At 41.5% G+C, this 15,872-nt stretch carries 14 protein-coding genes and 1 other RNA gene; 4 read left to right on the top strand and 11 right to left on the bottom strand.

Features of this window, described 5'->3' with window-relative positions; all coding sequences use genetic code 11:
• Window positions 1-113 precede the first annotated feature (113 nt).
• Window positions 114-1,853 (top strand): Rqc2 family fibronectin-binding protein, encoded by a 1,740-nt coding sequence (locus JQM81_RS02235; protein ID WP_235231902.1) that lies wholly within the window; start codon window positions 114-116, stop codon window positions 1,851-1,853.
• 18 nt (window positions 1,854-1,871) lie between these two features.
• Here the strand turns inward: JQM81_RS02235 and JQM81_RS02230 are convergent, their stop codons facing one another.
• The 3 genes from JQM81_RS02230 to pheA are packed head-to-tail and all read right to left on the bottom strand — an operon-like array spanning window position 1,872 to window position 5,708.
• Window positions 1,872-3,209: an MATE family efflux transporter gene (locus JQM81_RS02230; protein WP_235231901.1), complete on the bottom strand. Its 1,338-nt coding sequence runs from the start codon at window positions 3,207-3,209 to the stop codon at window positions 1,872-1,874.
• 37 nt (window positions 3,210-3,246) lie between these two features.
• Window positions 3,247-4,536, bottom strand: a complete 1,290-nt coding sequence (locus JQM81_RS02225) for an ATP-binding protein (protein ID WP_235231900.1) — start codon at window positions 4,534-4,536, stop codon at window positions 3,247-3,249.
• A gap of 41 nt (window positions 4,537-4,577) precedes the next feature.
• Window positions 4,578-5,708 carry a prephenate dehydratase gene (pheA, locus tag JQM81_RS02220; RefSeq protein WP_235231899.1) on the bottom strand — a complete coding sequence of 377 codons (1,131 nt, stop codon included), beginning with the start codon at window positions 5,706-5,708 and terminating at the stop codon, window positions 4,578-4,580.
• 84 nt (window positions 5,709-5,792) lie between these two features.
• On the opposite strand from pheA, the gene JQM81_RS02215 reads away from it, so the two are divergent.
• Genes JQM81_RS02215 through JQM81_RS02205 form a run of 3 tightly spaced genes read left to right on the top strand, consistent with a single transcriptional unit; the run spans window position 5,793 to window position 7,609 of the window.
• Window positions 5,793-6,176 (top strand): putative ABC transporter permease, encoded by a 384-nt coding sequence (locus JQM81_RS02215; RefSeq protein WP_235231898.1) that lies wholly within the window; start codon window positions 5,793-5,795, stop codon window positions 6,174-6,176.
• Between the two features lie 56 nt (window positions 6,177-6,232).
• On the top strand, window positions 6,233-7,150 hold the full coding sequence (gene pyrB, locus JQM81_RS02210) for an aspartate carbamoyltransferase (RefSeq protein WP_235231897.1): 918 nt from the start codon (window positions 6,233-6,235) through the stop codon (window positions 7,148-7,150).
• A 12-nt stretch (window positions 7,151-7,162) separates the two neighbouring features.
• Window positions 7,163-7,609, top strand: a complete 447-nt coding sequence (locus JQM81_RS02205) for an aspartate carbamoyltransferase regulatory subunit (protein ID WP_235231896.1) — start codon at window positions 7,163-7,165, stop codon at window positions 7,607-7,609.
• On the opposite strand, the gene rnpB is transcribed toward JQM81_RS02205, so the two are convergent.
• From rnpB to JQM81_RS02165, 8 genes are all read right to left on the bottom strand, one after another.
• Window positions 7,610-7,972: RNase P RNA component class A (gene rnpB, locus JQM81_RS02200), an RNA gene on the bottom strand. It abuts the gene before it with no gap.
• A 40-nt stretch (window positions 7,973-8,012) separates the two neighbouring features.
• Window positions 8,013-8,492 (bottom strand): ribonuclease HI, encoded by a 480-nt coding sequence (gene rnhA / locus JQM81_RS02195; RefSeq protein ID WP_235231895.1) that lies wholly within the window; start codon window positions 8,490-8,492, stop codon window positions 8,013-8,015.
• On the bottom strand, window positions 8,493-9,182 hold the full coding sequence (locus JQM81_RS02190; RefSeq protein WP_235231894.1) for an MBL fold metallo-hydrolase: 690 nt from the start codon (window positions 9,180-9,182) through the stop codon (window positions 8,493-8,495). It lies immediately after the preceding gene.
• Window positions 9,183-9,186: 4 nt separating this feature from the next.
• Complete coding sequence (locus tag JQM81_RS02185; RefSeq protein WP_235231893.1) at window positions 9,187-9,657, bottom strand: MogA/MoaB family molybdenum cofactor biosynthesis protein; 471 nt, start codon at window positions 9,655-9,657, stop codon at window positions 9,187-9,189.
• Window positions 9,658-9,713: 56 nt separating this feature from the next.
• Window positions 9,714-10,391 (bottom strand): LrgB family protein, encoded by a 678-nt coding sequence (locus tag JQM81_RS02180; protein WP_235231892.1) that lies wholly within the window; start codon window positions 10,389-10,391, stop codon window positions 9,714-9,716.
• A complete protein-coding gene (locus tag JQM81_RS02175) occupies window positions 10,384-10,770 on the bottom strand; it encodes a CidA/LrgA family protein (RefSeq protein WP_235231891.1) in 387 nt (128 codons plus the stop codon). The genes JQM81_RS02180 and JQM81_RS02175 overlap by 8 nt, the downstream gene beginning before the upstream one ends.
• A gap of 142 nt (window positions 10,771-10,912) precedes the next feature.
• On the bottom strand, window positions 10,913-12,061 hold the full coding sequence (locus JQM81_RS02170) for an iron-containing alcohol dehydrogenase (protein WP_235231890.1): 1,149 nt from the start codon (window positions 12,059-12,061) through the stop codon (window positions 10,913-10,915).
• Between the two features lie 100 nt (window positions 12,062-12,161).
• Window positions 12,162-15,872 (bottom strand): multicopper oxidase domain-containing protein, encoded by a 3,711-nt coding sequence (locus JQM81_RS02165; protein ID WP_235231889.1) that lies wholly within the window; start codon window positions 15,870-15,872, stop codon window positions 12,162-12,164.

Below are 15,872 nucleotides of genomic sequence, written 5' to 3'. Positions count from 1 at the left end.
GGCGAATGCCCTCAGCGAAAGAACTTTGTTCTTGAGCTGGCACTGTGGGCCCTATCTGGTCTGCATAGGGCAAATGCACTACGGACTTTATCTTAGTAGAAAGGAACCATATTATGGCATTTGACGGAATAACTGTTGCTGCAATCGTTCAGGAATTACAATCGAACCTTGTCGATGGGCGAATTGCCAAGATTGCCCAGCCGGAACCTGACGAATTGCTGCTTACAATCAAGACACCACAAGGACAAAAGCGCCTCTATATCTCGGCCAGCGCTTCCCTTCCTTTGATATATTTAACCGACGAGAACAAACCAAGTCCTATGACTGCGCCTAATTTTTGTATGCTTCTTCGGAAACATATTGGTAACGGGCGCATCACTTGTATTTCTCAACCTAAATTAGAACGAATTATTCATCTGGATATTGAACACTTGGATGAACTTGGTGATCTGTGCAAGAAAAAACTTATTATAGAAATCATGGGAAAGCACAGTAATATCATCTTTTGTGATGATAATGGAATGATTATTGATAGCATTAAGCATGTATCGGCTCAAATGAGTTCCATTCGTGAAGTATTGCCGGGACGCCAATACTTCATTCCTGATACAATGTCAAAACAAGATCCCTTAACTGTAGATCTCGAAGCTTTTATCACGATTCTACAAAATAAACCAATGCCTCTCAGTAAGACAATCTATACCAGCTTTACTGGTATAAGTCCTGTTGTTGCAGAGGAAATCTGTTATCTGGGTGCTTTAGACTCAGGAATAAGCGCTAATAATCTTTCCAAAGATGTACTGACTCATTTATATCGACAATTTATCTATTATATAGAAGATGTTAAATCCGGCAATTTCCATCCAACAATCTATTATAATAGAAATGAACCGAAAGAATTCAGTGCTCTCCCCCTTTCTCATTATCAAGAGTACACAGAAAAAGAATATGATTCTATCTCAAAAGTGCTTGCTACGTATTATTCTACTAAGAACACATTGACCCGCATTCACCAGAAAAGCGCTGATTTACGTCACGTAGTTCAGACTTCGCTGGAACGGAATCGTAAAAAATACGATCTTCAGACAAAACAGTTAAAAGATACGGAAAACCGTGAAAAATATAAAGTATATGGTGAATTAATCAACACTTATGGTTACAATCTTCCCTCTGGCTCAAAGGAATTAACTGCGCTAAATTATTACACGAACCAGGAGATTACCATCCCTTTGGATCCTACCAAAACACCACAAGAAAATTCACAGAAATATTTTGGGAAATATAACAAACAAAAGAGAACTTACGAAGCACTGACAGGACTGATTCAAGAAACCGCAGATGATATTCAATATCTGGAATCTATTAGCAACTCTCTTGATATTGCCAGGAGCGAGGCAGATCTCGCACAGATTAAAGAAGAACTCATACAAACCGGCTATATCCGCAGGAAATATTCTAAAAAGAAGGTTAAGCTTACCAGTAGGCCAATGCATTATATCTCCAGCGATGGCTATCATATGTATGTAGGAAAGAATAATCTCCAGAATGACGAACTGACCTTTTCTTTTGCCTCTGGAAACGACTGGTGGTTCCATGCGAAAGGTGCTCCGGGATCTCACGTGATCGTAAAAACCAACGGTGATGAACTTCCGGATCGTACATTTGAAGAAGCAGGGCGATTAGCTGCATACTACTCTAAGAACCGTGGCAGTGATAAAGTAGAGATTGACTACGTAGAGAAAAAACATGTCAAAAAACCTAACGGTGCCAAACCTGGCTTTGTGGTATACTATACGAACTATTCTCTAATGATTGATTCTGATATATCCAATATAAAAGCTGTGCAAGATTAACTGCACAGCTTTTTCAGATTATCTGATACGTACGGATCTTTTTATCTTTCTCATTACTATGAATCCTGTCACATCTGCCAACAGCCATCCGATTGGAATTGCCCACCAGATTCCCCATACTCCAATCTCTGGAACAGGAGCCAGTATATATGCCAATACGACTCGTGTGCCCAGAGATATCACCGTCAAGACTACTGACATCTCCGGCTTTCCGATAGAACGATAATATCCATATAGAAGGAACAGGATTCCAATGCCACAGTAGAAACTTCCCTCTACCCGAAGATATCCTACACCGACCTGAATAATCTCCTTCTCCTGCGGACTGATGAATATCATCATCAGATAAGCCGCAAAAATAAATACCATTACAGACACGATGATACAAAAAAGCACAGATATCATAACTGCTGAACGGACGCCCTTTTTTACTCTGTCCTCTTTTCCCGCGCCATGGTTTTGCGAAATGAAGATAGAGAAAGCATTACTGAATTCCTGTGCCGGCATGTATGCAAAAGAATCTATTTTTACTGCCGCTGCAAAAGCCGCCATAACAATCGTTCCAAAACTGTTCACCAGACCCTGAATCAGCAAAATTCCGAAATTCATCACAGATTGCTGGATACTGGATGCAAAAGAATATCTCGCCATTTCCGGCATCCGTCCCATAGACTGGCGTGCCCTTCGAATGCTGATTCGAATCCCAGGCTCTTTCCACCATGTATATATGGCAATTCCGATTCCTGCAGCTATCTGTGAAAATACAGTGGCAAATGCTGCTCCTTCAATTCCCCAATGCAATTTCATGACAAATATCACATCCAGAAGAACATTCAATACAGAGGAAATTCCCAGAAACCAAAGTGGTGTCACAGAATCACCCACTGCACGGAGTAAAAACGCATAATAATTATATAAGAACACAAAGAAGATTCCCCAGAAGATGCTCCAGACGTAATCATGCATCATACCCATTAAAGAATCTGGAATATTTAAGAATCTAAAGATAAAATCTATCTTTACAAAGACCAGGATATTCATCAGTACAGATATTCCACCGACTAAAAGGAAAGATGCCACTATTCCATCCTTCAGCCGCTCATAATCCCTTTTTCCATAATAAAACGAAAATAACGTTCCACTTCCCATACACATTCCTATTAATATAGAAGTCAAAAACGTCATCAAAGTATAGGCAGCTCCTACAGCTGCCAATGCCTCAGCGCCAAGGACCTGCCCTACGATTATCGTATCCACGATATTATAACACTGTTGTAACAGATTTCCCAATATCATCGGTCCCGAGAACAACAGCATTGTTTTCGAGACATTTCCTTCTGTCAGATTCTTCCCCATAACTCTATCTTGACTCTCATCTTATACCTTTTGTTTTTTACTGAGTTCCTGCCAGATAGTCAATGAACTGCTGTGCAGTTCTTCCAGACAATCCACCGTGGCTTAATTCCCACTTATTAGCCTCCAACAGAAGCTTTTCCTCTGGCATCTCAATACCATTCTTTGCTGCCAGCTGGCGTACGATTTCCTGGAATTCCTTCTTGTCCGGTTTTCCAAAATAAATAGTCACACCAAATCTTGCAACCAACGACAGTTTCTCTTGCACGGTATCATTGGTGTGAAGTTCCTCATCCCGATCTTCCTTATCCTTAAAGGTCTCACGAATCAGATGTCTTCTATTAGAAGTTGCATAGATCAGAACATTCTCTGGCTTTCTTTCCAGACCTCCCTCAATTACTGCTTTCAGATATTTGTACTCAATTTCAAACTCTTCAAAAGAGAGATCGTCCATATAGATAATGAACTTATAATTACGGTTTTTGATCTGTGCGATCACATCATTCAGATCCTGAAACTGATGCTTATACACTTCAATCATTCGAAGTCCCTGATCATAATACTGATTCAAAATAGCCTTAATGGATGAAGATTTACCAGTCCCCGCATCACCGAACAACAGGCAGTTATTCGCCTTTCTTCCTTCTACAAATGCCTTGGTATTGTCTATCAATTTCTTTTTTGCAAGTTCATAACCAATCAAATCGTCCAAATGTACATGTGCAATATTTGTAATTGGAACGATCTGTGCACCTTCTTCTGTATGTTCAACACGAAATGCCTTATGAAGTCCAAGCTTACCTACCCCAAATTCTTTATAAAACTGTGTAAGAGTTGCCTTAAATTCCTCTACATCTTTTGTCTTTGCAAGGCTTCTGCTAAGATCACAGATTCTGTCACGGACTCTTCGATTAAATACCTTACCATACCCACTAGTTCCCTGATATTCCATCAGAATTGACAGACATTTGGCATCCAGTGCCTCTTCCAACTCCTTAAAATTATAATCAAATAATTCTTTAAAAATGGCAAAATCATGTAAAGCTACCTGATTAATGCTTCCTTCCACTTCTCCAACAATTTCACAAGAAGTACTGTAAGCATTTTCATGGCTTGCCAACAGATAGGTCAGATAATTGTGCCACAGATTTCCTTCAAATCCATGACTCACTGCCATTTCCAATATCTCATTGACAGACTCGAATAATAATCCTTTCAAGTCTTCCTGATTGTAATAATCGTTGTCATAATTTTCCATAAGAAACGTCATATCCTGAAGAATCTGTCCGTCTTCCATATGTTTGTATAGCATCAATTCATTTGTTCTCATCTTCGTCACTCCCTGGTATTTCTCTATATGTCATCTTCCGCTTAGTAATTTCCTAAGATTTTAAGACTGCGACTCTCTTCTCTCAGTCCGCGGATTGCATTTTTCACAGCCGCATCAGCAAGGTTACCTTCAAAATCAACGAAGAAACGGTATTCCCAGTTTCTTCCCTCAATTGGTCTGGACTCAATCTTGCTCATGTTCAGATCATTATAGATAAAATGCGAAAGTAAATGGTACAAAGATCCGCTTTCGTGAGGCACTTCAAAGCAGATACTGATCTTCTTCGCATCTTTCAAAAATATCTTCTGATTTGTAACAACGATAAATCTTGTAAAATTATTTGGATTATCATTGATATTATCTTCGAGGAGCTCCAGTCCATGTACCTTTGCAGCATATGCACTGCAGACCGCCGCCTGAGTCATATCCTGTTCATCAAGGATCTTCTTTGCGGCAATCGCGGTGTTTGCAACACTGATCTGCTGCCAATCACTATGTTCATCCAGATATCTGGATGCCTGCATCAATGCAACACCTTTCGAATATACCCGTTCAATATCTGACAATTTCGTTCCTGGGAGTCCGGACAACGTGTGCGTGATCGGAATAATGGTTTCTGCTACGATATAATTTTCAAATTCTACCAGCAGATCATACATCTCATCTACAGCTCCGGCTGTTGTATTTTCAATTGGAAGCACTGCAAAGTCAGCTGCCCCCTCTTCGATAGACTCCATGGCATCTCGAAATGTCCGCACATAAAAGCTATTGCAGTTTTCTCCAAAATAATCTTGCATTGCAGCCTGACTATAAGCTCCTTCTGTACCCGGGAAAACAATTCTTGCATGTTCTGCATTCAGGCTGTCTACCTCAATAAATGGAAGACGGCCAAGTGCTCCGGCTTCCACCAGCTGCTGATATTGTTTCTTACGACTGATAGACATCAACTGTTCAAATATTTCCCGAATCCCTTTTTTATTAAAATCCGTAGTTGCTTTTGCTGCTACATTCTGTAATTTATCATGTTCCCGCTGACGGTCAAATACCTTAATCCCGTTACGAATCTTATATTCTCCCACCTCTTCGGTAAGTTTTGATCTTTGCTCATATAACTCTACGATCTGATCATCTACCTGATCTAATTTCTCTCTTAATTCCTCTAATGTCGACATCTGGCAATCTCCTTTACACAAACTAATCTGTATTATAATACATTTTTCGCATAAAATCCACCTTCCATTGGCATACTTATTGTTATGAGACACAATTTTTTAACTTGTGGAACTGCTGGCTGGTGCATGGAAATCCTTTTTACCGGCCTTCGTTCTCTTCGTGAAGACAATCCGAAACTTACTGGGAATACTTCTATCTGGATGTTCCCCATCTACGGAATGGCTAGCTTTCTATCTCCAATCTGCAGGCGATTAAAAGGAAAGAGTATATGGTTAAGAGGAGGGGTCTATACATGTTGTATTTTTATTGGAGAATATGTCACAGGCTCTTTTCTGAAGAAACATAATGCCTGCCCATGGGATTATAGTAATGCTCCGTTAAATATTGATGGTCTGATACGACTGGACTATGCACCTCTATGGTTCGGCGCTGGACTGTTGTTCGAAAAAATTCTCAACAAACATTGAAAATCTTTCGCATTTATTATATGATGTATGAAAGATTTTCGATGTGGGAGGTTATTATGAGACACTTGATGAGTCCACTGGATTTTTCCGTGGAAGAACTAGACAAATTAATGGATCTGGCGGTTGATATTGAAGCCAATCCAACGAAATACGCGCATGCCTGTGAGGGGAAGAAATTAGCGACCCTCTTCTATGAACCAAGTACAAGAACAAGATTAAGTCATGAAGCTGCCATGTTGAATCTGGGCGGGAGCATTCTCGGATTTTCATCTGCAGATTCCAGTTCTGCCGCCAAGGGAGAAAGTGTATCCGATACCATCCGTATGATTTCCTGTTATGCAGATATCTGTGCAATGCGCCACCCAAAAGAAGGCGCACCTATGGTAGCCAGCAAGCATGCTACAATCCCTGTAATCAATGCAGGCGATGGCGGGCATCAGCATCCGACCCAGACACTGACCGATTTATTGACCATTCGTTGTCTAAAAGGTCATCTCGACAATATGACCATTGGTCTTTGTGGGGACTTGAAGTTTGGCCGTACGGTTCACTCTTTGATTCATGCATTAGTCAGATATCCGGGCATCAGATTTGTTTTGATTTCACCGGAAGAATTAAGACTTCCAAGCTATATCCGCTCCGATGTTCTGGACAAGAATCATATTCCATATGAAGAAGTTGTTCGTCTGGAGGATGCAATTCCGAATCTGGATCTACTCTATATGACTCGTGTACAGAAAGAACGTTTCTTCAACGAAGAAGACTATGTAAGAATGAAGGACTTCTATATTCTGGATGCCAAGAAAATGCAGCTGGCCAAAGAAGACATGTATGTTCTCCACCCACTGCCACGTGTCAATGAGATCTCTGTTGAAGTTGACGATGATCCAAGAGCAGCTTATTTTAGGCAGTCCCAGTATGGTGTATATATTCGTATGGCATTGATATTGACATTGTTAGAAATCGAAGTATAGGGGGATATGAACATGGTAAATAACACTTTGAATGTAGGACGTATTGAAGAGGGATTTGTATTAGATCATATTCAGGCCGGCAAAAGTATGGAAATCTATAAATACCTTCACTTAGATAAATTAGACTGCTGTGTTGCTATTATTAAAAACGCAAAAAGCAGTAAAATGGGCAAAAAAGACATTATGAAGATTGAATGCCCAATTGATTTTATTGACCTGGATGTATTAGGATTCATCGACCACAATATCACGATTAATATTATTAAGGATTCTGAGATTGTAGAGAAGAAATCCCTGCATCTTCCAAAAAAGATTACGAACATCATCCGATGCAAGAATCCAAGATGCATTACCTCTATTGAGCAGGAATTGGACCACGTATTCGTATTGACCGATCCTGAAAAAGAAATCTATCGATGCATGTACTGTGAAGAAAAATACGATGGCAATCGAAAATAAAAAGCAAGCAAGACGATAAGCCGGGTTATGTCGTTGAGTAATCATCTATCTAGACCCACCGTTGCCGATGGGTTCCAGCGACCTACCTAAGACGTGACGGGCCGCCACATTGTCTTTATCCGGTCTTGCTTCGGATGGGGTTTACATATGCCCCTGCTGTTACCAGCAAGGCGGTAGTCTCTTACACTGCCTTTCCACCCTTACCTGTGCAGAAGGAGTCTTCTGCACGGGCGGTTCATTTCTATTGCACTTTCCTTGGAGTCGCCTCCACCGGACGTTATCCGGCATCCTGCCCTGTGAAGCCCGGACTTTCCTCACCTGCTGCCTTTCGGCACTTACAGCTGCGATTACTTGTCTTACTTGCCTTGGTTACTATATCACATCTTATTTTAAAATACAATTCTTATTTTGCAATTCCCTCATCCACGATCAGATCATTCCCATCAGCCGCCGTTGTCGCCAATGTATCACATCGTTCATTCTGAGGATGTCCATCATGACCTTTTACCCAGATAAATGTAACATGATGAGGTTCCTTTGCTTTTAATAAACGTTTCCACAGATCGACATTCTTGACCGGTTCATTCTTTCCCCTCTTCCATCCCTTTTTCATCCATCCGTCAATCCAATGCTGATTAAATGCATCCACGACATATTTGGAATCTGAGTAAAGTTCTACCTCACATGACCGGTTCAAAGCTTCCAGCCCGGCTATCACTGCCATCAGTTCCATCCGGTTATTCGTGGTACGCTGATATCCCTGGGAGATTTCTTTTGTGTGCAGTTCTCCTCTTGAGTCTACATATTCCAGAACTGTTCCATATCCTCCTGGTCCATCCGGATTCCCCCGGGCAGCGCCATCTGTATATATTTTTACCTGCATTTACATACTCCTTTCAAACACCTGTTGTGGTCGGATCACATGCATCACTCGATTTTTGTATTCTTCCGCAGCCGGATTCTCCATCAAACGTTCATATATATCATAATCTTCCCACATATGCATAGGGAAGATACATCTTGTATCCGTATGCTTCATAAAATAATCAAGTCCCCAGTAATATTGTTCGCCCTGCCTCGGATCCAGCGGCACAAAAGCCACATCTATCCTCTCTCCCTCTATCTTCCCGATCTCATTCTGAAACATTCGCTTCATCATCAGATTATAAGTTTCACTTTCCTCTTCCCAGTGCCACCAGTTCAGATCTCCGGCATGATAGATCACTTTGTCACGAAAGCGTACAAAGAACGCTACACCCTCATCGGTAGAGCGAAGCGTTCTAATCTGTAACTCATCTACTTGTATTTCCTGACGAGGCCCTATATAAATAGTCTTGCCATCCGGTCCTTCCGCCATAATATCATCTGACAAAATATATTGTATATTCTTATACCTGTCTGCCCATTGGAAAATTTCTTTTTTAAAATGATCATAATGAACATGGCTGGCAAATACATAGATTTTCTTTTCTTCTGTAATTGGAGGAAGATATCCTTTATAATAATCAAAGATCAGGACAATATCTTTCTCTTCCACCACATATCCACTATGGTTCAAATAAGTAATACGCATTCTTTTAAGCCTCTCCCTGAATGACATCTACTGCATGCATGATCTCTGGAAGCAGATAACGGAGACTTTCCTTAACTGCCTGCGGCTTACCCGGCAGATTAACAATCAATACATCCTTACGGATACCAGCTGTACTTCTATTCAGCATAGAACGCTTTGTCAGCTGCATGGTATGGGCACGCATAGCTTCCGGAATGCCAAGCAGCGGTCTTTCTACCACATCCATGGTTGCTTCCGGTGTACAGTCTTCCGGACCGCATCCAGCTCCGCCTGTCGTCAGGACAAGGTCTGTCAGATGCCCATCTGCCAATCTCTCCATGACTGTTGATAACACTTCTCTATCTGTTGGAAGAGCTCTCATAAATACAATCTCAAGTCCTGCTTCTTCCACGATCTTCTTAATCACTTCTCCACTCTTATTTTCTTCATTTCCTCTGTATATATCAGTGTTCGCTGTGATAATCGCAACTCTCATATTGTACCTCCATCTAATTTTTCATCAGTGTTCATATATTTTATATATTATATCTTTTACAGAAATAATGCAATGATAACCGTGCAAATTCCAGCAACCCCCATTGCGACTCCGCTGACTGCACCTTCTACTTCTCCAATCTCGAGTGCTTTCGCCGTTCCTATTGCATGACTTGCGGTCCCAAAAGCAACACCTGTTGCCACTGGATCTTTGAGACGAAATAATTTGATCAAAAACGGATGGATGATTGCACCGACAGTTCCACAGATGATCACTGCCATCATCGTGATGGATTTTAATCCGCCTAATTGCTCCGATACATCCAGGGCAATCGCCGTGGTCACAGACTTTGGAAGTAGCGAATATATCATCTCCTCATGCATTACCAGCATACGGCACAAGATTACTGTACTTCCCATCGACAAGATGCTTCCAAGCAGGCATCCGATTACAATTGGGAAAAATTGTTCTTTCAGAACCGCCCGCTGCCTGTAGATGGACAACCCAAGCATCGCAGTCACCGGTACAAGAAACATGGATACAAATTGTGCTCCTTCCATATAATCATCGTAAGAGATATGTAACACCTTCATCACAAGAACACAGATTACCATGGCAATCAAAAGCGGATTTGCAATCGGTGATTTTATTTTCTTCGACACCTGTCCGCCGATATAGAAGGAAAAGACAGTTAACAACACACCAAACAAAGGATTTGACCAGATTTCACTCATGATTCTTTTCTCCTTTTTCTCCTATTTTTTTCATACAGATCTGAACAGCCCTCACAGATGCATAGGTTCCAAGGAATGTCAGAACCAATGAGATCATCACAACCACAACAAACCCTACGATCTGCCCTTTTAAAAGTTCTAGATCCTCAATCATTCCTATTGACAACGGCACAAAGACTAACGCCATATTGGACAGCAGAAAATCTCCTGTCTCCTGAATCTGTTCTTCTTTTAGTGTCTTTGTTCCTAGTAACAATGCAAGTATCAATATCGCCATGACACTGCTTGGAAATGTAATCGGAAGCAGCGAAACGATAAACTCTGCTATAAGACAAAGACACAAAATAATACTTAATTGCTTTAATATTTTTCTATGCATATTCTTTCTCCCTGCTTTTATCATTTGCATCACATTAGATTGAACGCACTGTAACAGTATAACATAAAAACAGCGCCAAGTTCTACCCCTGGCGCCATTTCTGTATTCACTTTCTCGAAATCTGATCCATAGATTTCCAATGTTACATTGCTTTATGATACAGCATCTCAATATCTTTTAATGTAGACTGTCTTGGATTAGCAGCAATATTACCACTCTTCATTGCATCTGCCGCCATCTGTGGAATCTTATCTTCTGTCACACCAACCTCTGATAATGTCTTTGGAATTCCAAGATCCGCATTCAGCTTCTTAATCTCTTCTACCAGCATCTCCGGTCTGAAATCAGAAACAGGTTCCTTTTTCTCACGGATGTAATTGTAGATCTTTTCATACCGGCCGTGATCTGCAAGTGCATTATATTCTACAATGACTGGAAGAAGAATCGAATTCGCCACGCCATGTGGAACACCGAAGAACGCACTGACCGGATGGGACATAGCATGGACATTGCCAAGTCTTGCCCATGCAAATGCAATACCAGCGAACATACTTCCTGACATCATCGCGCAGGCAGCTTCTTCATCTTGACGGTTTGCGACGAATCGGCGGATATTTCCTCCTATCAGCTCCATAGCTTTTTCTGCCATCGCATCTGAGAATGGAGATGCTCCCAGAGAAGTATATGCTTCCCAGGCATGGATCAGCGCATCAATACCACAAGATGCTGCAATTGATGGTGGTACAGACATGATCATCTCTGGATCCAGCAATGCGTATTTTGGAAGCAACTCGTAACTGAATACTGTTAATTTATAATTTCTGGAGGTATCCGTAATAACAGAAAATGCAGTAACCTCGCTTCCGGTTCCTGCCGTAGTTGGAATCGCAATGATTGGTTCAATGGAACCTGGTACCAGATGTGCGCCTTCATATTCCACAATAGATCCACCATACCTTGCCAGTACACCAACTGCTTTCGCCACATCCATCGGACTTCCTCCACCTAATGCTACAATACTGGTCGCTCCAGACTCTTTATATATCTTCGTTGCCGCATCCACCATATCAACCGTTGGATTCGGTAAAATATCAAGGAATGTGCAAGTCTCAATTCCCGCATCTTCAACAATTTTCTGAATCTTCTCAACAACTCCTAATTTTTCCAGGCCATGGTCAGAAATAATCATCATTTTTTTAGAACCACATTTTTCCAGCAATTCTGGCAGTCTCTTTAATGAGCCCATTCCAAACACGATGTCCTGAGGTACTTTAAACGTATAATCCTTCATTTTCCAATCTCCTTTGTTCCTTCAATTTAACATAAAAAGGAGTCACATAGAAACATGTGACTCCTTTGTCATGACTATTATACTACTTTTCTCCTCAGATTCAAGTCCTTTTTCCACAGATGCATGCGAAAGTTCTGTGGCATACATCCTTACATTTTCTCTTAATTCCATGTTTCATTACACGGAAGATTCCCCACATACCGGATTCTACATCCCATTTCAGACTTCCGGACCGATATAGGTAATCTCCCGGACAGGAAGCACCCTCTTTCAATTCCAGATTGAATGTATTTCCGATGCTGACTGCTCCTTGTACAGAGATGATTCTGGAATGAGAATCCTCTGGCTGCTCCTTCCACTCATGTCCATGTATGCAAAATCCAACATTTCTAGGTTTATCAGCCGGCATCATCGTACGGAAGATGACTCGATCTCCTGCATAAGCTCTGAATAACGGGGTTGCCGGATCACCATGAACTTTACTGCTGAATATCTTCGCAATTCTTGAATCCCGTTTTAGTCTGTTTGCATATCTTTCCGAGCGATAATTGTATCCCTTTTCTCCTGTATCTTCTGCATCTACTTCTTCCCTTTCGCCTGCTGCTGTCTGAATCAGCTTATTCTCTTTATCCAGCAGACGAATTCCGTTTTGTACCAATACTACACACTCGCGGAAATGCTCTGCATCCGGCGGCGCAATGACAGCTTCTTCATCATAGATTGCTTTCTTAAGAGATGAATTCTGATACCACTTTGATCCTGCCGGTTCGATTAAAATTGTTCCGAATAATCCATGATATCTGTGATTTCTCATGTCGCCAAAAGACTGAATGATACATGCACCATATTCTCGGTCTGCATACCAGAGATACTTCTTACTTTCCCCAATTCCTACTGTCTGTTCTCGATTGTTATATCCTATATTGACACCAGAGTCATATAGCGGATCATATTGTAGGAACTGCGGATTCAGTGAAACGCGCATTGATGGCCTGTGGGCAATATCCAATGGTACTTTCGGATAATCATAATATGTAACTGGTTTTCTCGGATCAAACAGATTGTGAAGCGTTACTTCAATCCAGTCACCTGCGTTTGCCCTTAGAATCAAAGGTCTTGGTCTTTGCTTTCCAGTCAGAACTCGTTCTGCATCATCAATCGGAACAAAAAGTAGTCCATCGGGATCATGATCTCCGTATTCATTATATAGAATATTCTTTTGAATTGCTGCAACTTCATAACGGCGTATGACAGCATTTCTTCCAGGACATGGCGGAAGTGGAAGGATCTGATTTTTCTCCTTGCATAATGGCTTCAGACATTTTTCCTGATGCTGATACACACGGATAATTCCCCATAATCCTAACCAGACATCGTCAATTCCACCAAAATAATACAGATAATCCCCCGGACCATATGACTTTGTAATCCGAATATTGAATGCTTCTGATATCCCCAGTGTCTGAGAAGCTACATCTGGTGACACGATATCTGCAACTTCTTTTTTCCAAGACATCCCAGTAATATTAAGAGCATGCTGTTCTTCATGAGCCCCATCCAGCAGGCGGATCATCAATTCATCTCCCGGATACGTCTCCAAAACTGGCGTTACTGGATCCCCATGAACATAAGAACTAAAAATATAAGCTGGATCATTATTTCCAGAAAGTCTCTCCCGCATTGGTTCACAGCGGTAATTAATTCCCATCACTCCAGGATCATCATGAGATCCAGGAACTTCCGGTGGATTCAGCGCTTTTCCCTTCTTATCAAAAAGCAATGCAAAGTCATGGACAAATAAAGCATACTCTCGGAACGATGTTCCATCACGCCTGCGTATGACTGCTTTGGTACCATATGGCAATATTTCTCCTGTACGTATATCGTGAAATGTTGCACCTGCTTCTTCTATGACTAAAGCGCCAAACACTCCATGCTGCTGGTGTGAATTTGCGAATAGATGATCATGGAAGAATACCGTTCTTAACTCCGTATTAGCAAAGAAACGTTCTATCAATGTCTCATACTGTCTTGCTCCTGCAATATTATTCCATCCATTCGCTGCTCCATCAGATACAATCGTGTCGAATTTTACCAGATGAATATGGTATCCCACGATATCCGTTTTTGTCTCCATCTGGAATGGACTCGCATTTAAATATTCCGGCAGAAGATTTGTCAATCTCACTTCAATACAATCACCTGCATTTGCCCGGATGACAAGCGGTTCTACCTGAATCTGTTCTTTTTCTACTTTTCGAATATAGGATTCCAATCCTCCATGTTTTTCCAGTTCTTCCTTCATTACAAAGAATCTTCCCTGGGGATCATGCCATCCGTAACGATTGTATACTACCTTCGCCTGTACCAGCGCAATCTCAAAAATCTTCACCTTTTCATCCGTTTCTCCCCAACATTCACATCCATCATCTCCAGGGGAACGAGCATCTGTATAACATGGACAGGTATCTGTATAGAGCGCTCCAGGCTCAAAGTCTTCTACAAAATTCGCCCGTTCCAGTTCTGTTGGCTCAATCTGGTTATCACCTTCATTATCAACGATTCCCAACGGTGGTTGCAATGGTCTTTCTCCCGATTCACCTTGAATAAAATTCGGATATCCCGGATGTTCCTTTTCTTTCTTTGGCGGAAGAACTCTGTCTTTTAATGGCTGTAATGGCGGGATAACCGTTCCGTCTGGCAGGCATCCTGTTCCATCCTGCAGTCTGTCATAGATTCTCCACAAGGTCCACATTCCTTCATGGAAATGCGGATACAAATGGCAATGGAAAATGACATCCCCAATCGTTCTGTTCAGACTCCCTGCTCCGTGCAAGATATCCAACGTATAACATTCCTGAGGACTGATGGAAATAGAATCTATGATCGTAGAATTCGGATTTTGTCCTTCCAGTCTCCACTGATGATTGTGCAGATGGAATACATGCGTCTCTTTGATTCCTCCATGAACCAGACGGATCTTCGCCGGATCCCCTACATACGCCTTCAGGATCGGTGGCGCCGGATCTCCATAGACCCAGGAACTCATGGAAATATCTTCTCCCGTATCTGCATGTTCTTCTGTCAGCGGCATTCGGTTCCTCATGGGTTCTGCACGATAGCTGATTGCTGTTGTAGCAGAGGGAAGCCCTGTATGAGGATCTTTCGGCTGATTACCATCTTTGTCTTTGATTTCCAGTTCATCATGGAAAAATACCGCATATTCCCGAAAAGCAGGTTTCCAGGGATGATAGATATCTGCAAACAATCCACTTTCCAGCTCTTTTCCGCTCTCTGGGTCCAGCCATCTGGATTCTGCTTCTTCCACAATAATCGCACCAAATAATCCATGTACATTCGTACCATCTTCACTACTTCTGGTATCTCCCATATCCTGAAACAGATAGACTCCTTCTCGATCTGCATACCATGTATATAAAATCTGATTCTGCGTTGTTGTATCCTTATTATATCCTACACTGGCGCCATCCGAAGTCTGAACGTCATAAGCCAGTCCCTGTACATGTATAGACAATGGCCGATTCAACGAATGAGAGAAAATAATCTCTACTTTCTCTCCTACATTTGCCCGGATAACCAGCGGCTTCACTTCTTCATAAGGCTGTGGAATATCTTTCTGAAAATTCCGGATTGCATTTTTGCGTATTCGATCTGCATCCTTCTTTAACACATAGAGAAGACCATTTGGGTCATGATCTCCATATTTATTATATACAATCGGAATTTCTATCGCCTCTATCTCATAGCAGCGGACTTTTCTGCGCAATGAGTAATCACATAATTCCAACAT

The sequence above is a fragment of the Faecalicatena contorta genome (assembly GCF_021531895.1).
Lineage (GTDB): Bacteria > Bacillota > Clostridia > Lachnospirales > Lachnospiraceae > JAFBIX01.
This window is presented reverse-complemented; position numbering and strand designations above follow the sequence as displayed.